The organism is Turneriella parva DSM 21527 (genome assembly GCF_000266885.1).
Taxonomy (GTDB): domain Bacteria; phylum Spirochaetota; class Leptospiria; order Turneriellales; family Turneriellaceae; genus Turneriella; species Turneriella parva.
This window is the reverse complement of record NC_018020.1, coordinates 4,067,858-4,088,896: the sequence shown is the minus strand read 5'-3', so window position 1 is coordinate 4,088,896 and position 21,039 is coordinate 4,067,858. Positions and strand designations below refer to the sequence as shown.

Here is a 21,039-nt window from a genome sequence, read left to right as displayed (position 1 = left end):
CGGCGCCCTGCGAAAAACCCGTTTTACCTTATGGAAAATATCCCGATAATCGGGTATGATCGAAGCTCCGCACAGACGGCTGAAGACTATAGTCGCCTTGGGTATTCTCGCGGGGCTTGTAGTCGCGGCGTATTTTACTCTGAATTCGCGTACCGCGCTCGACGGCTTTGACCCGGCAGCGATTCGCGATGAGCGCGATATCAAGGTAGAGTCGCTGCTTGAGCTGCTGCGCCTCGACCCGAAAGACTACAAGACACACGGCGAGCTCGCAAAAGTCTACTTTGAGCTCAAGAAATATAACGATGCAGAAAAGCACGCGTTATCGGCCGTCGAACTCGGCAAAGGGCAAAATGCATCCGCAGCGTTTCTCGCCGAACAGTACCTGCTGCTTTCCAAAATCTACCAGGCGATGGGTACACCTGAAGCTCTGGAAAAGTCGTTGCGTTACGCTGAGCTCGCCGCCGCAGCCGACCCTACCAAGACTGCGCCCTTGAAGCGCAAGGGGCAGGTATTCGAGGCGCAGAAGAAAGGGGACAAGGCCCGCCTCGAATACCTCAAGGCGTTGAAACTCGATGAAAAAGATCCCGAGACTTACGCGCTGCTCGCGAATCAGGAATTCAAAAAAGGCAAGAAAAAAGCGGCGATGGAATGGTTGAAAATGGGCGTGCGCCGCAACCCCACGAGTGCGATTGCCTTTCGTAACCTGGCGCGCGGTTATAACCGCATCGGTGACCTGACAAAAGCCAAAGAGGCCTATGAGCGCGCGTTGGCTCTCGACCCGAAAAACGGTGCTCTGCGTTACGAATATGCGAAACTTTTGCGAAAGCTCGGCGATGAAAAAGGTTATCTCGCAGAGCTGCAACGTGCGCACGCAGATGCCCCTAACGATGCACGCATACTGGCTGCAATGGGTGACGCCGAACTTGCTGCAGGTAACAAGCGCCGGGCGCTCGAACTCTACCGTGAAGCACTGAAGCGCGATGGCTCGAACGCCGCGCTGCGCTCGCGCTACACTGCTCTCTACAACGAGCTGAAGGCGGCAGAGAATAAATCAGCGGGTGCTGACGGTAAATCGGGCACAACTGGTGGTAACGGCGGTACCGGAGCTGATGGTACAAACGGCCAGCCGGGTGGCGGCTCAGGCAATTCAACAGGTGCAGCGGGTGAAGCCGGCGGCTCAGCAGGCAGCGACAAGAATGCAGCGGGCGGCGGCAAAGGTGAGAGCACTCAGGGCGAAAGTCTCGAGAGTGGTGCGGGCAACAAGAACGGCAAGAAATCCTCCGATGGCAATGCCGCTGCAGCGATCGAAGCCGGCAAAAAGGCTTTTGCTGAAAAAGATTATGGAGCCGCCGAGGCGCAGTTTCGCAAGGCCCTTGAGAAAGACCCTGAGAATGCAGACGCGCGGTATTTTCTCGGCCGTGCACTCGAGGCTCAGGGCAAGAATGAAGCGGCCATAGCCGAATACCGCCGGTTACTCGCGCAAGACCCGACGCATGCAAAGGGCAATTATTATCTGGGCAGGCTTCTCTACCAGGCGCAGAAATACGCCGAGGCCGAGCGCCATTTTGCAGCTTCGGTGAAATCTGACGGCGCGTTTGCACCCGCGCGTTATTCGCAGGGCCTCGCGCAAGAAAAACAGGGCAAGACCAGCGAAGCTCTCGCTTCGTATCAGGGGGCAAGCGCTGCTGACCCCAAGCTGACGCAGGCCGAGTTTAACCGTGCGATTATCTTCAAGAAGAAGGGTCAGTACGATGAAGCGCTCGCTGCACTGGCAAAAAGCGGCAATGGCAGCGATGTGGATTACCAACGCGGCGAGATATTGCTAAAACAGAAGAAATACGCCGAATCGAAAGAAGCCTTTCAGCGCGTCTTGAAAGAAAAGCCGCAGCACTATGAGGCTGCCTTTAACCTGGCGCTGTCTTACCACAAACTCGGCGACCCCGCCGGAGCCGACCAGGTCTTGTCGAAGGTGATACGCGACGATTCGCCCGCCGACCTGCACTATACGTACGGTAAGCTGCTCGAAGACAGTGGCGAGCTCGCCGGCGCCGAAAAACAATACCGGGCTTCTGTGCAGAAGAATCCTGGTTATTTTAAGGGCTGGCTGAACCTCGGCCGGGTAGCGGCGAAGGCGCAAAAGTATGATCAGGCTGAAATGGCTTACCGCAAGGCGCAGGCGCTCGAAGCCGATTCGCTTGAAGCCAACCTGAATCTTGCGAATGTACTCTACAAACAGAAGAAGCACCAGAACGCGATCGAATATTTCGAGGCCGCGAGGCTCAAAAGCAACAGCAAAGAGGTTGCGCTGCCGCTTGCCGGCAGCTACGAAGAAACGCAGCAGAACGAGAAGGCAGCAAAGGTCTACCAGCAGTTTCTGAACGAAAACCCCAAAGACCGTGTAGCGCTCGAGAGGCTGGGGTATCTCTATTACCGTAAAATGCGTGACAAAGACAAAGCGCTGGAGCAGTTTAACAAACTGCTGAAGTATTATCCCGATTCAGAGAAGGCTGCCGAATATAAGGGTATCGTGAAGCTGATCGAAAAGCAGAAAGCAGAATAGAGAATTCATGGCAACTGCATCAGACCACCTGCGCAAAATTATTCTCGCTCTCGAGAACGAAGAAGACCTGCGCACAGCAGAAGCGAACAAGCCCCCCCGCGAGGTAATCGTCGTCGCCGACTCAGTGCAGCAGGCGATGAAACTCGCCGCGATTGAGATGCAGCGCGACCCGATTCAGCTCGACTACAAGATACTCAACAAGGGCGGCTCGCAGCTTTGGGGGCTGCGCCGTCTGCCATACCGCGTGCATGTTTTTCCCGCCAAAGAAGATACACGTTTCAGCGATCTCGAAGACATGAATGTCTCGCTTTCGGGAGCGATCGCGCAGACGGCGCTCGCCGACGATACACCGATCGCAATTAACGCCGAAGGTAAAATTCTGGTGCGCATCTACCGTACCGGGGTTTATATCATCGTGCGGCCCCCGGTGGGCGAAGGGCAGGCAGTCACCATGGCGCAGGCGCTCGAGAGGCTGCGCGTCGCGGGGGTCAACGCCTTTGACAAAGGCAGGGTCGAAAACGAAATCAAGGCCAAGTCGGGCAAACAGATCAAGATCGCAGAATGGACGCCGAAACCCGACGCCGATTCGCAGCTACAGGTTGAAATATCAGCCGATCACATGCGCGCGACGATGACGATGACGCGGCCGAGGCCGGGTGGCCGGCATTTGCAGGTTGCCGATGTCATGCAGGCTCTCAAGGCAAATGGCGTGCAATTTGGCTTTCGAGAACAGATGATCGAAAAGGCGCTCGAAGAAGAGGTCTATTCGACGCCGGTTGTCGTGGCAGAGGGCAAAGCCCCACAACACGGCCGCGACGGTTACATCGATTATAAAATCCGCATCGACAAAAAAGTTGAATTCAAAGAAGACGAATCGGGCCGCGTGGACTTCTTGCAGCGCGATCTGGTTGAGAACGTGGTGCAAGGGCAGGTGCTCGCAGAACTCGTGCCGGCGCAGCGTGGCACCGAGGGGCGCGATCTTTTCAACAAGCTGATGCCGGCGAAGAACGGTAACCCGGTGACGATGAGACCGGGCCCAGGCACGATGCTTTCAGACGACGGCAAGAAGTTGCTCGCTGAGAAGAACGGGCAGGTGCTCTACCGCGGTGGCATTCTCAGCGTTCATGACATGTTCACCATCAACGGCGATGTCGGCATCGGCACCGGTAATATTACGTTTCTGGGTTCGATTCTCGTCACCGGCAGTATTGAAGACAATATGCATGTGAAAGCCGCCGGGGGAATCGAAGTCGCCGGCACGATACAGAAGGCGTTCGTCGAAGCAGAAGGCGATATCATCGTGCGCCAGGGTATTATCGGCCGTGACGATGCGCAGGTCGAATCGACAGCCGGTTCAGTCTTCGGCAAATTCTTGCAGAATGCGACGTGCATGGCCGAAGGCGATGTCGTGATGGGTGAGAATATTATGCACTCGAAGGTTTATGCGGGCGGCAATGTGGTCTGCAACGGCAAACGCGCGCAGCTCGTCGGTGGCGAAATCATCTGCGGCGGCGTTGTGCGCGTCAAATCGCTCGGCGCGATGGCTGCAACACCGACGCACGTGCTCGCCGGCGTTAACCCGCGCGCGATGCAGCAGATGAAGCAGATCGCGCAAATTGAAAAGCAGCTGCGTGAAAAAATTGCACAGGCAGAAATTAACCTGAAGACCCTGCAGCAGCAGAAGGCCGCAGCGCCCGATGCTTTCAGCGATGCCAAAGAAGAGCAGCTCGTCAAAACCAACGCGTTCAAAGACAAACTCGAAGAGCGATTGCGCGAAGCCCTCGCCGAAAAAGAAAACATTGAGACTTTCATGAAAGAAGAAACGTCATCGGGCGCCGTTCACGTCGAAAAGACGGTGTTCCCGGGTGTGACCATTGAGATCAACGGTGCGACGTTCTCGGTGCAAGACGAGTATAATAATGTGACATTCGTCGAAGAGCAGGGCCGCATCAACATCGTGGCCTACGTGCAGCCCGGTGACGACGATAAACACTTTCAGAAAAACAGGCGTAAAGGACGCTACGGTGAAACCACTCGATCTTAACGTCGGCATTCAGAACAGTTACGAAGCGGCCCGCAGCGAAGCGGTGCGTCTCGATAAACCTCAGGTATTGAACCAGCTGCAAAATCAGGATTCTGCGAAAGAGCAACTCGCCCGGGACCAGCGTGTGTCTGCCCCCGAGGGCACAATGCTGCACCAAGATCTGTTTGCCGAAGATGCATACGAACCACCTGATTACGATCTGTCTGATTCGCAGAAGCGCCAGAAAAGAAAGCAGCAGCAGCAAAGCGTTCGACCGGGCAATGCTTCAGAGGCTTCTGACGAACCCGCGGCGGCAGCTGCTGGCGAAGCCGAACAAGGCGGATTTTCTACGTACGCATAACTTTGGCACGGGCTGAAGCGGCTTCGCTGAAAAGCGTCACGATGTCGGCATTGCCTGCGTCGAGGGTAGCGGCAAGCGCAGTACTCTCTGCAGCGAGGGCGCGCAGCCATTCGGCTACATTTTTCTGGTTGCTGGTGACTATGTCTTGCCACATCGCGCCCGAACTCAGCGCGATGCGCGTCATGTCGCGGTAGCTGCCCGCGGCAGGTGTGGGCAAGTCTGCGCTGCCGGCAGCCGCACCGCTGAGGCGTGCGATCAGGCAGGCCGCGAGATGCAGCCCGTGGCTGACGTATGCCATGCGGCGGTCGTGTTCGTCGGGTGCGATTGTACAGGTCTTCGCCCCAATCTCTCGCCATAAATCTGTCACTGTCTTGACATCGTTTGCCTGCGTGGGCGCGTCTGCCCTGGCCGGAGTGATAAATACCGTGCAGTCGGTGAACAGGCTCGCTTCGGCCGCCGCGGGGCCCTGTATTTCTTTGCCTGCCATCGGGTGCGAGCCGACAAAGCGCATGTAGGGGTGATGGGCAGCGACATAGTCGCAGATCTGTTCTTTGGTTGAGCAGAGGTCAGTCACGAGCAGCGATTTTCGCAAAGACGCAGTCGCCATTGCGGCGTCGATTGCCGGCAGGCAGTCAGAAATATTCAGCCCCAGCACCAACAGGTCGCGGCCTTCGAGCAGCTTCGCACTGAATTCATCAGCCAGCGCAATGTTCTGAAGCCCGAGGGACTTAAGTACGTCGCGGCTTTTTTCACTGCGCACCGAACCCGCCACTTCGTGGCCAAGTTCTTTGAGGCGCAGCGCCATCGACGCGCCGATCAGCCCCATACCCTGAATAAAGATTCTCATAACTTTTCTCGGATAAACGGCATCGGATTGTACGTCAGCTCGTAATAATTGTCGGGTTCAAGGCTGCGCACGCGCACCTCATAATGCAGGTGAGGCCCCGTAGAACGACCGGTAGTGCCGACAAAGCCGATCAGGTCACCCCGCTTGACTTTCTGGTCTTTGCGCACCGAGATGTCGTTCATGTGCGCATAGACCGTGATGAGGCCAAACTTGTGCAGAATACGCACATTTTTGCCGAGCCCGCTCGTACCTTCGTCGGCGGCAGAAGCAATCACACCGTCGGCCGTCGCGTAAATGGGAGCTCCCACACCGCCGGCGAAGTCGATACCGGTGTGAAAGTTTGTCTCGAGGCCAAAGGGGTCGACCCGCCGGCCATAGAGAGAAGTGATCTGGTTCGAGCGCACGGCGATGCCGAGCGGCATGCTCGCGTAGGCTTCTTCACGCGCGGTGATGATGCGCATGACGCTCATCAGCGGCAGAATTTTCGCGCTCTGCTGCATGGTCGAATCGGTCTGCTCAATTTCGCCGAGGTCGGGTTTTGCCCCGAAGATCGTGCGGTAATAGTCGTCGCCGATTTTTTGCAGTTCGTCGAGGTTCTCGGTAATGCGGTATTTGCCGTTTTCGAGAATCTCCCACCGTGCGAGCCACGCCGAGGCAAGCTCTGCCGAAACGCGTTTATCTTCTTCTAACGGTGCTCGTTGCCACAGAGAAAAAGCGATCAGTGCGGCGACGGTCAGAAGCGCAGCGAGCAGAAAAAAGACGGCAGAGTAGGCGATGCGCCATTCGCGCTTGAAGCCGCCATGCGCCGGTATGACTGCCAGGGTAAAAGCACGCGTATCAAGGCGCACTCTGCGTGCGCGCTGGTCTTCAGAATTCTTACGCAAAGCCATGAAATTCGGGCACCGGAAAATAATTTGCTGTCACAAGTTCGATTTAGTATACTGCGGTTAAGAAAACGAAACGTCAAGTTATTAACTGCTAACGGCCGCTTTGGGTTCAGATTCAGGGAGCGTGGCGTCAATAACCTACAGGAGAAAGCATGGGCCTCGTACAAGAAATCACAGATCAGAATTTCACCAGCAAAACCGGCAGCGGTGTTGTCATGGTAGACTTCTGGGCTCCGTGGTGCGGGCCTTGCCGAATGGTCGCTCCGGTGTTAGAAGACCTGCAGAAAGAAATGGGCGAAAAAGTGTCGATTGTCAAAATGAACGTCGACGAAAACCCCGACACGGCGATGAAGTTTGGCATTACCAGCATTCCGACTTTGATGGTGTTCAAGAATGGCGAAATGGTCGACCGTACCGTGGGCGCAGCACCAAAAGAGCACTACAAAACAATTCTGGGAAAACACACCTAAAGCAGATCAGCCTCGCGGACCGCCAGCGGGCATTACTTTTGCCGGCTTAAAGATTCGGCGCGCGAAAATACCGACAACATCTCGCGGGTTGACATAGTCTCGTCGCCCGCTTCATTTTCAGAAAAAAGGCCCGCGCGCACTGCGTCGCGGTAATACCAGCCTGCAGTGCCGAAAACCTTTGTGAAGACACCGAGCGGCAGCTCGAATCGCTGCATCACCAAACGCGCAAATTCTTTGCGCTGAATCGGCTGGCGGTCGCGGCGAACCGTAATGCCGCGCGATTCGAGATAAGTCTCGATGCGCTCGTTCGTGACCGCGGTCGTCTCATTGATCGTGGCCTTCTGCGCCTTCAGATCGCGCACGAGCGCAGATTTCACCGAATAATAAATCAGGTCATACGAATCAGAAAAAGTAGCCACTGTATCTTTGAGTAGCGTGCCGACGACGTCGTTTGCAGGCGCCGGGCGCACGGCAATGAGGCCCGCCGAAAGAAGCGCAATGCGGATGTATTTCAGGTAAGTAACCATTTTCTGCCGCTGCGGTCAACGCCGCCTGTTACAATATACGGAAAAAAACTCAGATCAGCGACACAATTTTTGTGCGCAGCAAACGCGCTGCGGCGACGTCTTTTGCGATCTGTGCCTTCAGTTCATCGATGCCCGAAAACCTGAGCTCGCCTCGAATGCGGTCAGAAAACGCAAAGGTGAGCTCTTTGCCGTAGAGGTCTTCGTCAAAATCGGGAATGTGCACTTCAAGGCCGAGCGCATGTTCGCCGACGGTCGGCTTAACGCCCAGGTTGGCAACGGCGTTTAAACTGCGTCCGTCGTCGAGACGGGCGGTGCCTGCGTAAACACCCGACAGCGGCAGCAGTTTTTCAGGGTCAAGAGCCACGTTCGCAGTGGGAAATCCGATTGCGGCACCGCGTTTTTGGCCATGCACGACGAGTCCCGTAACGGAATAGGGTCGGCCCAAAACTGCCGCAGCTTCGGCGACATCGCCCGCGAGCAGCGCCGCCCGAATGCGCGATGAAGAGGTGCGTTTCTCATGCGTCACCTGTTCGTCGACGATGTGCAGTTCGAAGCCATATTTTCGCGCGGCGGCCGTGAGGTAACGTGCGTTGCCGCGGCGGTTATGCCCGAAGTGGTGGTCGTTGCCCATGATGAGGCACTTCATCTTGAGGCTGCCGAGCAAGAATTCGCGCAAGAAGGTGCGGGCAGAAATGCGCAGAGTCTTTTGCGTCACGGGAAAAAAAACGGCGTGGTCGAGGCCTGCCTGTGCGAGCAGGTCGCGCTTTTCAGCAAACGTCGTGATGCGGCTGTCGATCGCAAGTTTTTTCAGAATTTTTTTCGGGCTGGGTTCGTAGGTGACGAGTATTGCCGGCAGCTGCTTCTTTTGGGCGGCGGCGATTGTCGAGCTGATCAGCACCTGGTGCCCGGTGTGTAAGCCGTCAAAATCACCCATGGTGACAACGGAGCCATTGCCCAATGGGGGCAGGTCTTTCAAGTCAGTAATGATGCCCAAAATAGTCTCAGAAACGCTTAGTGACTGGCAAAGCAAAAGAGGTTTACAGCGTGTCGTTACAATTACGAAGGTTCGCGATGCCAAGCGGCCGTAAACGTAAGAGAAAAAAAATCGTCAACCACAAGCGCAAGAAGAAGCGCAGGGCGAACCGCCACAAGAAGAAATAACAGCCTGGGCCCTCAGGTGCGGTATTCGCCGCACCGGGCCATGCTGTTAACCCTGGCCAGGCATTCGTGCCTTGATACTTTGGGTAATCTCGTCGATTCTTTTCTGTAAATCTTCAACCCTGCCTTTTCCCGATGACTGAAACTCTCTCAGCGCCAGCGTCAGGTTGTCTGACATTTCGCGTGCCTTGGCCTCGTAGTCTTTTACCGATACCAGCAGGTCGTTCACAAATTTTTTCACCTGCGTAGAACCGGCTTCGCCCGACGAATCGCCCTTCGAGATCAGTTCGTTGATGCCCTGTTCAGCGGCTTTGAATGCGGTCTGCAAATTGTCTTCGAGTCCCTTGGCGGCGCCAATACCGAGATTGACGATTTTCTTGAGTAGTTCTTCCATGTTGAGCTCCTTTTGTTTGTAGGGAAAAGCCTGACCGCCCTGCACAGCCGGGCAACTCTTTTTGACCCGGTTTTTATACTTTGGCCTGCCAAAAACCGAAAATGACCTTAGTGGCTGTCGCACACCAAAGCCTACCCGGATTCGCGCGCGATCTCGACGCGTTCGAAAATGCCAATACCGAGAACTCGTATTTCGGCATTTTGAACATTCTCTATTACCTTAAGGCCAAATATACCCGTATTCATTTTCGTTATTCGGGTTATGTCTACATTGCACACTGCGAACAGATAGACCAGCACGAGGTTCTGCTGACAGCGCACGGCTTTCAGGAAACGCAGGAACGACGTGCGATATTGCAGTTCGAGGCGTATAACCGCTACTACATGTCGCAGGTCATGGTGTTGCGGACTAATGAAAACGGCATCTATATTCAGTTTCCGCAGCAGCTGTCTTTTCTCCAGCGGCGACGCCATATTCGGCTGCGGTTCGATGACCTTTTTATGCGCTTTACCATCATGTATTCACCGATCGGGCACACCCGTCTCGACGAAAAAAACCTCGAGAGCCGTTTCCCTTATGTGATGCAAGAGATTGCCCGTGAAGATGTCTCGTTGCAGACGATGTACCGCATGCTCGTCAGTGAGATACAGAGTATCAGCTCAGACTTTGAGATTGTCTTTTTCAAGAACCGCGACCCCGCGACGCTCACCGAGGCGGAGCGCGTTGTACAAACGCAGGGCAAGACGTTTTTCGTCGAAGACACTATGCGGGTGCTTTCATACACCTCGCCTCACGCGCACCCGAGCCTCACGAACCTCAGCGGACTTTTTGAGGCGCGGTCGGCAGAAGAGGGCGAAACAGCGGCTCTCAAATATATCGAGGGTATTCGCCGGCAAGATGCGCGCGACTTTGTCGTCTCGTACCTGATGAGTCCCCTGACCCTGTTCGGTGAAATGCAGGGTTATGTGCGCATCGAAACCAACCAGTTCGACAAACGTTATATCAATTCGATGCAGGCGATCGACATGCACCGCCTCATGGAGCTTTTCTCGTATGCGATGAGCAAGTCGCGTATCCGTTCGTCGCACTTCGACCCGAGTTCTGTCGAAACCCGGGTCGTGAATATCTCACTTTCGGGCCTTTTGCTCGAATTTTCCGATGAAGCAATTTTTAAATACCTGATGCAGCACCGCCGCGTCAAGATGCTGATTCCTGTATTGGGTGACGACCTTGAGCTATTCGGTGAAATCGTGCGGTTCTCGCACCGCGCTGGTTTCTATTATCTGGGAGTACTGTTTTTCAAAAGTAAACCGGGTGACATGATTCGGCTCGAGAAGTTTATTCACGAGAATATGCTGTTTCAATTTTTGTGATTCTCCGGGTATGGCGCTGCCATACCCGGAGAAAAGTCACCCGACGGCCGTTTTGCCTTTTTCGCCTGTACGAATGCGAATTACTTCGGCAAGCTCGGTGATGAATATTTTTCCGTCACCGATGTTGCCTGTGCGGGCGCCGCTGATGATTGCCTGTATCGTCGGTTCGACGAACTCTTCGTTTACGGCGATCTCGATGCGCACCTTCTTCAGCAGATTAACTTCGTGCACGACTCCGCGGTAAGATTCGTCGTACCCGCGCTGCTGCCCGCAACCCAGCGCATTCGACACCGTCATCTTGGTGACGTTGGCCTTAAAAAGCGCGTCTTTCACGTCTTGCAGCCTGTGCGGCTGAATCATTGCTGTGATGAGTTTCATAATTTTATTCTCCCGGTTTTTTAGTCGATGAAGGTCTGCAGGCCGCTGTAGCCTTCTTCGCCGTGTTCGCTGATATCAAGGCCGAGCGATTCTTTCTCTGCGCTCGCTTTAAGACCAATCGTCAATTTCACGAGGTATGCGATGACAACGGTGGCGACAACAGAAAGTACTATTGTGAACAGCATGGCCTGAATGTGCGCAGACACCAGACCCTTTTCAATCAGCGGTGCCAGGGCGCCGTTCACGTCTTTGCTCGCGAAAAATGCTGTCAGAATGGCGCCGAGTGTGCCGCCAACGCCATGCACCCCGAACGTATCGAGTGCATCGTCATATTTGAGCCAGTTCTTCAGATACATTACCGCAAAGAAGGGTATTATGCCGCCCAAAAGCCCCATAATAACCGCAGCATTGGCGTCGACAAAACCTGCACCCGGAGTGATAACAACAAGGCCCGAGACCGCGCCCGAGCAGAAGCCGAGCACAGTAGGGTGACCTTTCACAAGCCATTCGAGCATCGGCCACACGAATGCAGCAACTGCAGCCGCAAGGGTCGTCGTGGTAAATGCATTCGCCGCGATGCCGTCTGCCGCGAGCGCAGAACCTGCGTTAAAGCCATACCAGCCAACCCAGAGCATGCCCGTACCGATCGCGGTCATCACGAGGCTGTGCGGAGTAAATGCCTTGGCTCCGAAGCCGGTGCGCTTGCCGAGAATAAGGCAGAGCACGAGCGCCGACCAACCCGATGACATGTGTACGACCGTGCCGCCTGCGAAGTCGATCGCTTTGATCGCCGCCGCCTCGTTGCCGAGACCGTTCATGTAACCTGCGGGGCCCCACACCATGTGTGCGAGAGGAAAGTAAACGGCGAACATCCACAAGGCGACGAAAGCCATGATTGCAGAAAATTTCATGCGTTCGGCCACCGCGCCCACGATCAGCGCAGGAGTGATAATCGCGAACATCATTTGAAACATCGAAAAGACGTTGTTCGAGATCCAGGGGCCGCCCTGGCCGACGGTGCTGTCGACGCCCTTGAAAAAGGCGTACGCGCCGCCACCGATGAACGCGTTGCCCTCAGAAAATACCAGCGAATAGCCGATCAGCCACCACAAGATGGTGACGAGGCCTGCAATGCCAAAGCACTGCGCCACAACGCTCAGGATGTTTTTGCTGCGAACGAGGCCGCCGTAGAAAAGAGCAAGGCCGGGTAAAGTCATAAAGAGCACCAGCAGGGCAGATGTCATGAGCCATGCATTGTGTCCCGGCCCGGCGCCGGCCACGTTACTCTTTGCTGCCTTGTCTTCAGCTTTCACCGCGGGGTCGTCGGCCACGCGCTTTGAGTTGTTCATGTAAGCTTCGATATCTGCGACGCGCTGTTCTATTGTCAGCTCGCGCGGTTTTGCCGCTTCAGCGGGTTTCGCCTGCGCTGCGATTGCAGCGGGTGCCAGCAGCGAGAGGCAAAAAGCCGTCGATGCCAGTCTTAGAGTTCTGAGATTCATGTCTGCTCCTGAAAAGTTTTTTTGTGTTGGCGGATGTAGGCCTTACAAAAGACCAACGCGCCGTAAAATGGAAAAAAAAACCATCGGGCGATGCCCGATGGTTTTTTTAGAATGCCACGCCGCAGCTTCGCTGCGGCGTGGGCAAACTAGCCTACGGTTCGCGGCCTGGAACACATCGTGTGTGCCGCGAACCCTTCTGCTCCTAGCCTACGGCTGGTTTGCCTTTTTCGCCTGTGCGAATGCGGATCACTTCGGCGAGTTCGGTGATGAAGATTTTTCCATCGCCGATATTGCCGGTGCGGGCACCGCTGATGATCGCATTGATTGTCGGTTCGACGAATTCTTCGTTGACCGCAATTTCAATGCGCACCTTTTTCAGCAGGTTGACCTCGTGAACCACACCGCGGTACGACTCGTCGTAGCCGCGTTGCTGGCCGCAACCGAGTGCGTTGCTCACAGTCATTTTCGTGACGTTCGCCTTGAAAAGGGCATCTTTCACGTCTTGCAGCTTGTGAGGTTGAATCATGGCTGTTATAAGTTTCATATTCTATCTCCTTTTAGGTTGAACCAATGATTCGTGAGAATCAGCGGTTCACCTCCTGGAAGTCTGCATAAGCTTCGTTGCCATGCTCGCCCACGTCGAGGCCCATGATCTCTTCGTCACGGGATACACGAATGCCGCCCGCAAGTTTGAGTACGTACCAGAGCACAAGCGATGCGACGAAGGTGAAACCACCCACGGCGAGAATGCCTTTGATCTGTACGACGATCTGTGAACCGATTGACCATTTTGCAGGATCAACGACGTCACCCGAAAGGCCAGCAACATTCTTCGCGATTTCATAATCGTAGAAGAAGCCAGTCGCCAGGGTACCGAAGATACCGCAAACAAGGTGAACTGAGGTTGCACCTACCGGGTCGTCGATCTTGATCTTGTCAAAGAAGAGCACGCTCATAACGACGAGAGCTCCGCCGATTGCGCCGATCAGCGCCGATGCACCGAGCGTAACGAATGCACAGGGAGCCGTGATTGCCACGAGGCCTGCGAGCGTTCCGTTCAGAATCATGCCGAGGTCAGGTTTTTTGAGCAGAATCCATGAAGTTGCCGTTGCCGCGAGAGCGCCCATCGCTGCGGCGATGTTGGTCGCGAGCAGAACGTGCGCCAGGCCCGAACCCTCGCCCACACCCATGAAGCTGCCTGGGTTAAAACCAAACCAGCCGAGCCACAGAATCAGCGTACCGAGAGCAGCAGAAGTCATGTTGTGGCCGAGAATCGGCTTTACTTTGCCGTCAGGTGAATACTTGCCAATGCGTGGGCCGAGAACGATCACGCCCGCGAGAGCAGCCCAGCCACCGACGCTGTGCACAACTGTTGAACCGGCAAAGTCACGAAAGTTCGCAGCTGCGAGCCAGCCGCCACCCCAAACCCAGTGGCCTGTGATCGGGTAGAGAATCGCCACCAGCACGAGGCTGAAAACGACGAACGAGTGAAATTTAATGCGCTCAGCGACGGCACCTGAAACGATCGTTGCAGCAGTACCGGCGAACACGAGTTGAAAGAAGAACTTCGCGTTGAGAGGTACTCCTGTCCAGTTCATGCTGTCGTAAACGCCTTTATATGCTTCGCCAGTAGCCGGCGAGTTGTCGGCGCCGCCGAGCAAGAAGAGACCTTCGAGGCCCACATAGTCGTTACCTTTGCCAAACATCAGGCCCCAACCGATCACCCAGAATGACAGGGTCGAAAGGGCGAAGACCACGAAGTTCTTGGCCAGAATGTTCACGGTGTTTTTGCTGCGGCAGAAACCACTTTCTACCAGCGCGAAGCCCGCGTTCATCCAGAAAACGAGCATACCTGCTACAACTGTCCACAGCGTATCGATCGCGATTTTCAGTGTGCCCGCGCTTGTCGCGAGGTCACCGATTTGTTTTGCAAAATCGGGAGCCGCAGGCTTTGCATCAGCTGCGTACACCGCACCAGAAATCGTGATCGCCGCGATAAATAGCGTGGCAGCGATTTTTTTTATTACCATAAATCCTCCATAAACGTATGTTAGATTGCCGCCGCCATCGGGCCGCTGTGGCCGTAGACGTCTGAGCACTCGGGCTACTTTAGCAAACTTGGTGCCAGTTTTGAAGGGCGGGGGCCTGAGGTCGCCCGTCTGACGACAGTAGGATTTTCTTCTTTCATAAAGTATTGACGCACATTAAAGGCTCAGAACTGTTGATTATGCGATTTGAACCCCGGCATTCTGCAAAATGGCTCGCCATTTTTCTGATACTTTCTCTCTGTGCAGGTTGCCGTAAACGCACCACAGCCGAGTTGGGCATGGGGCTTGTCAACGCCGTGCGCGACGGTTCGGCGCGCGAAGTGCGCGACCTGATCGCAGAAGGGGCGTCGCTGAGCGCGCGCGACGAAAACGGCGAGCTGCTTTGGCGTGTCGCGCTTGAACACTATAACCGCAGCGTTTGGGAAGTTCTCACAGAAAACAATATCGATCTGAACGAAGCAGACTCGACAGGCAGCCTCGCGATTCACGTGGCAACCGCAAACGGACTCGCCGAAGCCGCCGAACGCATTTTGAAGATGAACGGCGGTAAGGTACAGCTGAGCGCCCAAGGCGATACACCACTCATGTCGGCGGCACGCTATGGTATGGCGCAGACGCTGAAAGCGATTCAGCCCTATTTTCAAACTGCCAGCGAGCGCAACCGCAACGGCGACACAGCGCTCATCGAGTCGGCGCGTTCAGGCAACATCAAGGCCGTGGAGCTGATTTTGAAATACAAACCGCTCATACCTGTCGCCAATTATTCGGGGCAGACGGCCGTTACACAGGCGCAGTACTATACTTTCTTCGACATCGTTCGCCTGCTGCAGGGCTTTGGCGCAGAGAATCCCGAAGCGAGCAAGGCGCTGCTCGTTGCCGTGAAGGCCAAAGACCTCGGTGCCGCGCAGGCAGCAGTGAACCGTGGCGCGAATGTGAACGTGGTCGACGAGAAGGGTTACTCTCCGCTCTCTTATTCTGTTGAACTGAGCGATGCGCGGCTGATTGAATATCTGCGATCGAACGGTGCGATGAATGCGCTCGCAAGCCGAAAACTCATTCTCGCGATTCGCGCCGACAGTTTCGAAATTTTTAACAATTCGCTCAATGAATACGCCGACCCGAATTATACCGATAAAGACCTGCAGACTCCGCTTTTGATCGCTTCGGCTTTCGGCAACTATGAAATGGTTCGCGCGCTGCTCGATCGCGGCGCACAGGTCGGGGCGCGCGACAAAGACGGTTATACCGCAGTTTTCTACGCCGCGCAAGAAAATCGCGTGCGCATTCTCGACGAACTGATAAAGCGCAAGGCCGATGTGACGCGCAAGAACAACTTCGGCTACACACCGCTGATTCTGGCTGCCGCAAAAGGGCATGTCGAAGCGGTGCGGCGCCTGGTCGACGCAGGGGTCGACGTCAATGCGACGGCCGATAACGGCGGCACGGCGGCATACTGGGCTGCTATTAAAGACCACGACGAGGTTGTGAAAATTCTTGTCGGGGCAGGGGCTGTCGACCCCAAAAACAACAAAGAACTCGTGATGGCTGCACGCACGAACGATGTTGAGCGCGCCGAAAAAGCCTTGCAGGCAAACATCAACATCGACCTGAAAAATGAAGACGGATATACCGCACTCATGTACGCGGTGAACTCAGGCGCGCCTGACGTCGCCCGGGTGATTCTGTCACGCAAGGCGCGCATTAATCTGCAAGACCGTGACGGCTATTCGGCGCTCATGATCGCCGCTTACCGCGGCAACGCTGAAATGGTAGACTTCTTGCTAACGTTTAAACCTGACGTGAACCTGCGCCACCGCAGCGGTCGCACGGCTCTCATTATGGCAACGTGGAAGGGGACACCTGGCATGGTGCAGCGCCTCATAACTGCGGGCGCCCGGGTCAACGACCAGGATCTCGACGGCTGGAGCGCGCTCATGTTCGCGGCGCACGAAGGCAGCATCGAAAAGGTAAAACTCCTCACTTCTGCCCGGGCGTCGGTGGCCCTCAAGAACAAGAAGGGCCAGACGGCCAAAGACCTTGCTGAATCGCGCAGCGCTCAAGACGTCGCAGAATATCTCGCCTCGCGCAAGGCCTGAGAGCCCCCCGCTTATTAAAGGAAGCAGCAGCATTCGCCGTTAATGTCTATAGCGGTCTGTCGATCTACAGGCAGCCGTTACGGGAAAAACCATGCTCAAAAGAATAACAGTCATTTCGGCGCTGCTCGTTGCAGCCATCTGCAGCGTCATTTGGGCGCAGAAAATTATCGATCCGCAGATTTTGGCGCAGCAAGAAGAACAGAAGAAACGCGCTGACGAAACGGGTTATGGCGATATCGAAATCGACAACCTGCACCGGGAAATCGCGATGCTGGCCCCCCGCGCCGCGCCGCGCATGAAAAAAGAGCAAGATGGCGGCCTGAGTCTTGAAATCGCTTCGGGCGAATCGATCAAGACGATCTCTGAGCGCTACCTCTACAATGGCGTCATTATTCTCTACCCTACAGGTGAAGGCCAAAATGCAAAACTATCGAAGGTACGGCTGGTCTTTGAACGCAACAACCCCTTTGGCAAGGCGTACAAGCGCGAAAAGCGCGAAGTCGTGAACCCGACACCGAACTTCTTCGACAACCCAGAGGCGAAAGAAGGGCAGCAAAAAGCCGATCCGAAGGTTGACCGTAACGACGATATTCTCGTCACCTATTTTGAATCAGAATTTGACGAGCGGCAGAACGAGACATTCAAAGAAAAAGAAAAGGTGGAGCTCAAAACCATACCGTTCTATGATAAAAAAGTCGACTTTGTCGAGACGTACAAGAAATATCTGCGCCGCACGGTAAAATCATTGCGGTTTACTGTCGAGTCGATTGAAATTACGCAAAAAAAGAAGCTCCGAGACCTGTTTGAGCTGAAATAATATGCGCCACGCATTCGAACATGCGTGTCGCCGCTGCGCCGGGGTTTTTTCGCCTGCGCTTGAGCTCAGTCAATTTTCGGTACTCACTGCGGCTTGCCCGCATTGCGGTTATTCGCACGGTTACGATAACCGTGACGGCAAAATTCTCAACCTGCTGCGCGAAAAGCAGGGGCGATCAGACGAACCTTTAACCCCCGCAGCACCTGAAGCCCCGGCATTGCCCGCGGTTTCGGTTCAGCAAGAACAAACACCCGGCGAAAATTTCGCTGCAGATGATGCACCCTATAATTCTACGATAGAAACGACTGCGATTGACCGCACCGAATATCCGTTGCAGGTTGAAGAGCGTTCGTCACACCCGGTATCAGAGTGGCGTCTGAAATTGCCTGGCATCAGGCAGGTTGTTTTAGTAGCGTCGACACTCATGACGCTCTTCATTACGGGCCTTGTGGTGATGCAGGCAATACCCGTCGCTGACGAAGAGGCCAAGGCGCAGCTCGCACAGTTGAAGAACCGCGAAGCCGATGTCGTGCTCGACCGCAATGGACAAGAACTGAACCGTCTCGGCGTCTCTGATTCAACGAAAGCCGTGCTGGCAGACTACCCGCGCTGGCAGATCGATATTCTGCTCTTTGCCGAAGACAAGAACTTCTTTCGCCACCATGGGGTTGAATACAGTGCTATTTTGCGCGCCGTTGTCAACAATGCGCTGAGACTGCGCTACGCACAGGGTGCTTCAACGATAACGCAGCAGCTCGCGCGCATTATGCTGCAAAACCGGCAGAAACGCATTCTGCGCAAACTCAGCGAGATCAGGCTCGCGCGCGCGCTTGAATCTACGCTCAGCAAGCCGAAGATTCTTGAACTCTATATGAACCATGTCTACCTGGGCCATGGCAATTATTCATTCGCTTCGGCTGCTCGCTTCTACTATGACAAGACGCCGCAAGAACTGAATTTTAACGAGTTCTTGTCGATCGTCGCTCTGATACCCTCGCCCGAGCGGTATTCGCCGCTCAGAAACGGTCGGCGTTTGGCCGGTCGCATGCAGGCACTCTATGAGCGCATGCGCGGCGCCGGTATGAAAGTGCCCGACATGCAGGCTTATGAGGGTGGCATGGCGTCAGTCACAGCTCAGGCAGAACGTTTCTCGACCGAAACGGCGTTCGGCTCGAAGTCGCGCCTGGCACTCTGGCCCGCGCAGTACGCGCGCGATTTTCTGACCCAGCGCAAGATACTGGGCGGCGAGCACCAGAATTCGGCGCGTGTCTACACGACGATTGATGCCACTCTTCAGGCGCGAGCCGAAGAGCTGCTCGCCAAACACATTCAAAAGGCACGGCAAAACTTTCAAAGCGTGATTCGCTCTTCAGATCAAAAAGAAATCCGCCTGAAGAAAAAACTGCAGAATGCAGTGCTCGATAGCGGGTTGTTGCTCGATCTTGGCGGCCTGCCTGTCGCGCGCGAAGCCGATGGCGGTTTGCAGGCGGCGCTCATTGCCATGTCACCGAGAACCGGTGAGATTCTCGCGATGGTCGGCGGTGAAAGTTTTCAAAGCAAGAACCAGTTGAACCGCACGGTGCAGATGCGCCGGCAAACAGGCTCGGCAATCAAACCTTTTATTTATGCTAAGGCACTCAGCCAGCACCTGATTCACGCGGCGACGCTCGTAGACGACACGCCGTACGTTGTCGGTTCGGGCTCGAAGGCATGGGCGCCTGAAAATATCAACGGTGGTTTTGAAGGCCCGATGCCGGTACGCGATGCGCTGGCAAAGTCGCGTAACATTCCCGCGATTCGCGTCGGGCGCCTCGTCGGCCGCGACGGCATCACCGAGCTTTTTTCAGATTTCTTTTTTCAGAATGAGAACGCCCTGAGTGAAAGGTTCAGCTATGACGAGACCGTCGCGATTGGTACCATTTCCCTTTCGCCCCTCGAGATGGCGCGCGCCTTCAGTGTCTTTCTGAATAACGGATTTCTCAACGATCCGTTGCTTATCACGCGGGTTGAGAGCGCTGAAAAATCTGCCGACATGCGCAAAACGCATATTGACCAGCTCGGTCTCTACCCGGCGTCGAAAGACCGGTTGCTCAGCCAGGCCGAGTCGCAGCTGATGTTGTCGCTCTTGAAGAGCTCGGGAAAAAAATCCGGCGCGGGCGTTAACGCAATCGTCGGCAAAACGGGTACTTCGTCAGAGTCGCGAGACCTGTGGTTCGTCGGTGGCGGAAAAGAAATTGTCGTCGCAGTCTGGTTCGGCTATGACGACATGCGCTATGCTATACCGGGTGCAACCGGCTCGGCGCTTGCGGCAAAACTCGCCGGTGATTTTTTGCGTCCCGACTTTAAACCTGCGGATTTCAAATTACAACCGGGCATGGTTCGACTTCGTGTCTGCCCTCTGACCGGGCGCACAGCCTCTGAAACCTGCCCGCATGCCCGCAGCGAAATTTTTCTGAGCGGCGTGGTGCCAGAAGGCGAATGCCTGCACGGCATCAGCGATGAACAATCTGACTTTATGGCAGTCATGGGCGAGTCGCAGTTCCGTTGAGTGAATTGTTCTCAAAAATTGTCTTTCTGACAGTATGCGTGCTCGCGACGCCGCTCGCTGCGGCTTCGCTGCACAGCCGGGCGCTGGCGCTCAAAGAAAGCGATCCGGTAGAGGCTGAGGCGCTGCTTGTGCGGTTTATTCAAGCAACCGGCAGCGACAAGCTTCGCCGTGCGGCCGGTTACGATCTCTTCTACCTGCGCCTCGCGCAGAACAGGCTCGTCGAGGCATTTCAGCAGGGGCAGTCGAAGGCTTTTCAGCGCAAGTACCGCGAGGCAGTCGCCATGCGTTTTAACCTGCAACCCAGGGTAACCTCGGGCCTCTTGAATCGTCTCGCGGCAATATGCGCGCAGAAAGAAATTTCAGAAGCATCGCACGGGTATTTTGCCCAGGTAAAATTTGGCGCGGCGGCCTTTGAATTCGCAGTGCGCGTCATGCAAAGTTGCAAGGTCGAAAACGCGGAGTCCGTGCTGCCCGAACTTGCCCAAGGCGCAAAAGCCGCCAATGAACGACAGCTGACACTCAAATTACTCAAGATTCGCTATGGCATTGAAGAGACCGCCCTCGCAGGGCAGCAGCTCGCAGAGCTTGCAACCCTCGATGCCGATTTGCTCGCGGCCAACTCAACTCTTGAGGGCCAGTTTTATTTGCTGCAGGCCCGCCTGGCAATGGAGCAGGGCGATTTAGAGACAGCTGAGGCGCGCTGCAAGGCGCTGCCGGGAAAAACCAGCAAGTCTTTGCGAGCGGCATGCAACTTCTTGCTCGCATACCACCTGGCACTGAATGAGCGTTTTGCCGAAGGCTACCGGCTGATTCAACACGCTGAGATACCCAAAGCCAATATTGACAACCGCTTATTGCGGCTGACGCTCGCCGTCGGTGCGGGGCAGGCGCCCCCTAAAAAATTGAGAAAATTTCAAAAGAGAGCGTCTTACCGCTATTCGGCGACGTCGCTGAAAGACCTTGCTGAGAGAGTTTCAGGCGCTGCAGAGTCCGATTAGTCCAATTCGGCAGGCAAAATAAAAGATGACAGGCTGCGCTGCGCTCTCATGCTAA

18 protein-coding genes are annotated in these 21,039 nt (G+C 55.3%); 9 read left to right on the top strand and 9 right to left on the bottom strand.

What is annotated here, in order from left to right:
• Positions 1-55: 55 nt before the first annotated feature.
• Genes TURPA_RS24195 through TURPA_RS19670 form a run of 3 tightly spaced genes read left to right on the top strand, consistent with a single transcriptional unit; the run spans position 56 to position 4,944 of the window.
• Positions 56-2,560 (top strand): tetratricopeptide repeat protein, encoded by a 2,505-nt coding sequence (locus tag TURPA_RS24195; protein ID WP_014805024.1) that lies wholly within the window; start codon positions 56-58, stop codon positions 2,558-2,560.
• Between the two features lie 7 nt (positions 2,561-2,567).
• Positions 2,568-4,604, top strand: coding sequence for a flagellar assembly protein A (locus tag TURPA_RS19675; protein ID WP_014805023.1), 2,037 nt, complete (start codon positions 2,568-2,570; stop codon positions 4,602-4,604).
• Positions 4,585-4,944 carry a hypothetical protein gene (locus TURPA_RS19670; RefSeq protein ID WP_014805022.1) on the top strand — a complete coding sequence of 120 codons (360 nt, stop codon included), beginning with the start codon at positions 4,585-4,587 and terminating at the stop codon, positions 4,942-4,944. The genes TURPA_RS19675 and TURPA_RS19670 overlap by 20 nt, the downstream gene beginning before the upstream one ends.
• Here the strand turns inward: TURPA_RS19670 and TURPA_RS22355 are convergent.
• Together TURPA_RS22355 and TURPA_RS22350 are read right to left on the bottom strand one after the other, a co-directional pair.
• Entirely contained in the window at positions 4,931-5,791 is an 861-nt protein-coding gene (locus tag TURPA_RS22355) for a prephenate dehydrogenase (protein WP_014805021.1), read from the bottom strand. The two genes, TURPA_RS19670 and TURPA_RS22355, sit on opposite strands and share 14 nt — an antisense overlap.
• Positions 5,788-6,681 carry a M23 family metallopeptidase gene (locus TURPA_RS22350; protein ID WP_014805020.1) on the bottom strand — a complete coding sequence of 298 codons (894 nt, stop codon included), beginning with the start codon at positions 6,679-6,681 and terminating at the stop codon, positions 5,788-5,790. The genes TURPA_RS22355 and TURPA_RS22350 overlap by 4 nt, the downstream gene beginning before the upstream one ends.
• Before the next feature lie 149 nt (positions 6,682-6,830).
• Between TURPA_RS22350 and trxA the strand changes: the two genes are divergently transcribed.
• On the top strand, positions 6,831-7,148 hold the full coding sequence (gene trxA / locus TURPA_RS19655) for a thioredoxin (RefSeq protein ID WP_014805019.1): 318 nt from the start codon (positions 6,831-6,833) through the stop codon (positions 7,146-7,148).
• Positions 7,149-7,180: 32 nt separating this feature from the next.
• Here trxA and TURPA_RS19650 read toward each other — a convergent pair whose 3' ends face one another.
• From TURPA_RS19650 to TURPA_RS19640, 3 genes are all read right to left on the bottom strand, one after another.
• Complete coding sequence (locus tag TURPA_RS19650; protein ID WP_014805018.1) at positions 7,181-7,675, bottom strand: hypothetical protein; 495 nt, start codon at positions 7,673-7,675, stop codon at positions 7,181-7,183.
• Positions 7,676-7,724: 49 nt separating this feature from the next.
• Positions 7,725-8,669 (bottom strand): bifunctional riboflavin kinase/FAD synthetase, encoded by a 945-nt coding sequence (locus TURPA_RS19645; protein ID WP_014805017.1) that lies wholly within the window; start codon positions 8,667-8,669, stop codon positions 7,725-7,727.
• Positions 8,670-8,882: 213 nt separating this feature from the next.
• Positions 8,883-9,227, bottom strand: coding sequence for a phasin-related domain-containing protein (locus TURPA_RS19640; RefSeq protein WP_014805016.1), 345 nt, complete (start codon positions 9,225-9,227; stop codon positions 8,883-8,885).
• Between the two features lie 101 nt (positions 9,228-9,328).
• On the opposite strand from TURPA_RS19640, the gene TURPA_RS19635 reads away from it, so the two are divergent.
• Positions 9,329-10,600 carry a PilZ domain-containing protein gene (locus TURPA_RS19635; RefSeq protein ID WP_014805015.1) on the top strand — a complete coding sequence of 424 codons (1,272 nt, stop codon included), beginning with the start codon at positions 9,329-9,331 and terminating at the stop codon, positions 10,598-10,600.
• A gap of 36 nt (positions 10,601-10,636) precedes the next feature.
• On the opposite strand, the gene TURPA_RS19630 is transcribed toward TURPA_RS19635, so the two are convergent.
• From TURPA_RS19630 to TURPA_RS19615, 4 genes are all read right to left on the bottom strand, one after another.
• Positions 10,637-10,978: a P-II family nitrogen regulator gene (locus TURPA_RS19630; RefSeq protein ID WP_014805014.1), complete on the bottom strand. Its 342-nt coding sequence runs from the start codon at positions 10,976-10,978 to the stop codon at positions 10,637-10,639.
• Between the two features lie 20 nt (positions 10,979-10,998).
• Positions 10,999-12,477, bottom strand: coding sequence for an ammonium transporter (locus TURPA_RS19625; RefSeq protein ID WP_014805013.1), 1,479 nt, complete (start codon positions 12,475-12,477; stop codon positions 10,999-11,001).
• A gap of 202 nt (positions 12,478-12,679) precedes the next feature.
• Entirely contained in the window at positions 12,680-13,021 is a 342-nt protein-coding gene (locus TURPA_RS19620) for a P-II family nitrogen regulator (protein WP_014805012.1), read from the bottom strand.
• A gap of 40 nt (positions 13,022-13,061) precedes the next feature.
• The gene (locus TURPA_RS19615; protein ID WP_014805011.1) at positions 13,062-14,507 is read right to left on the bottom strand and encodes an ammonium transporter; all 1,446 of its coding nucleotides are present in this window, start codon (positions 14,505-14,507) and stop codon (positions 13,062-13,064) included.
• A 197-nt stretch (positions 14,508-14,704) separates the two neighbouring features.
• Here TURPA_RS19615 and TURPA_RS19610 point away from each other — a divergent pair, with 197 nt between their 5' ends.
• The 4 genes from TURPA_RS19610 (at position 14,705) to TURPA_RS19595 (ending at position 20,984) form a co-directional block, all read left to right on the top strand.
• The gene (locus tag TURPA_RS19610; protein ID WP_041948723.1) at positions 14,705-16,621 is read left to right on the top strand and encodes an ankyrin repeat domain-containing protein; all 1,917 of its coding nucleotides are present in this window, start codon (positions 14,705-14,707) and stop codon (positions 16,619-16,621) included.
• A 91-nt stretch (positions 16,622-16,712) separates the two neighbouring features.
• The gene (locus TURPA_RS19605; RefSeq protein WP_014805009.1) at positions 16,713-17,438 is read left to right on the top strand and encodes a hypothetical protein; all 726 of its coding nucleotides are present in this window, start codon (positions 16,713-16,715) and stop codon (positions 17,436-17,438) included.
• A 1-nt stretch (position 17,439) separates the two neighbouring features.
• On the top strand, positions 17,440-19,986 hold the full coding sequence (locus TURPA_RS19600; protein ID WP_014805008.1) for a transglycosylase domain-containing protein: 2,547 nt from the start codon (positions 17,440-17,442) through the stop codon (positions 19,984-19,986).
• Entirely contained in the window at positions 19,983-20,984 is a 1,002-nt protein-coding gene (locus tag TURPA_RS19595; protein WP_041948722.1) for a hypothetical protein, read from the top strand. Before TURPA_RS19600 ends, TURPA_RS19595 begins: the two co-directional genes overlap by 4 nt.
• The last annotated feature ends 55 nt before the right edge of the window (positions 20,985-21,039 follow it).

Excerpts from the sequence above, each read along its gene's own strand:
- TURPA_RS24195 (WP_014805024.1), top strand. The coding sequence starts at position 56 with ATGATCGAAGCTCCGCACAGACGGCTGAAGACTATAGTCGCCTTGGGT.
- TURPA_RS19675 (WP_014805023.1), top strand. The coding sequence starts at position 2,568 with ATGGCAACTGCATCAGACCACCTGCGCAAAATTATTCTCGCTCTCGAG.
- TURPA_RS22355 (WP_014805021.1), bottom strand. The coding sequence starts at position 5,791 with ATGAGAATCTTTATTCAGGGTATGGGGCTGATCGGCGCGTCGATGGCG.
- TURPA_RS22350 (WP_014805020.1), bottom strand. The coding sequence starts at position 6,681 with ATGGCTTTGCGTAAGAATTCTGAAGACCAGCGCGCACGCAGAGTGCGC.
- trxA (WP_014805019.1), top strand. The coding sequence starts at position 6,831 with ATGGGCCTCGTACAAGAAATCACAGATCAGAATTTCACCAGCAAAACC.
- TURPA_RS19650 (WP_014805018.1), bottom strand. The coding sequence starts at position 7,675 with ATGGTTACTTACCTGAAATACATCCGCATTGCGCTTCTTTCGGCGGGC.
- TURPA_RS19640 (WP_014805016.1), bottom strand. The coding sequence starts at position 9,227 with ATGGAAGAACTACTCAAGAAAATCGTCAATCTCGGTATTGGCGCCGCC.
- TURPA_RS19635 (WP_014805015.1), top strand. The coding sequence starts at position 9,329 with ATGACCTTAGTGGCTGTCGCACACCAAAGCCTACCCGGATTCGCGCGC.
- TURPA_RS19630 (WP_014805014.1), bottom strand. The coding sequence starts at position 10,978 with ATGAAACTCATCACAGCAATGATTCAGCCGCACAGGCTGCAAGACGTG.
- TURPA_RS19625 (WP_014805013.1), bottom strand. The coding sequence starts at position 12,477 with ATGAATCTCAGAACTCTAAGACTGGCATCGACGGCTTTTTGCCTCTCG.
- TURPA_RS19620 (WP_014805012.1), bottom strand. The coding sequence starts at position 13,021 with ATGAAACTTATAACAGCCATGATTCAACCTCACAAGCTGCAAGACGTG.
- TURPA_RS19615 (WP_014805011.1), bottom strand. The coding sequence starts at position 14,507 with ATGGTAATAAAAAAAATCGCTGCCACGCTATTTATCGCGGCGATCACG.
- TURPA_RS19610 (WP_041948723.1), top strand. The coding sequence starts at position 14,705 with ATGCGATTTGAACCCCGGCATTCTGCAAAATGGCTCGCCATTTTTCTG.
- TURPA_RS19605 (WP_014805009.1), top strand. The coding sequence starts at position 16,713 with ATGCTCAAAAGAATAACAGTCATTTCGGCGCTGCTCGTTGCAGCCATC.
- TURPA_RS19600 (WP_014805008.1), top strand. The coding sequence starts at position 17,440 with ATGCGCCACGCATTCGAACATGCGTGTCGCCGCTGCGCCGGGGTTTTT.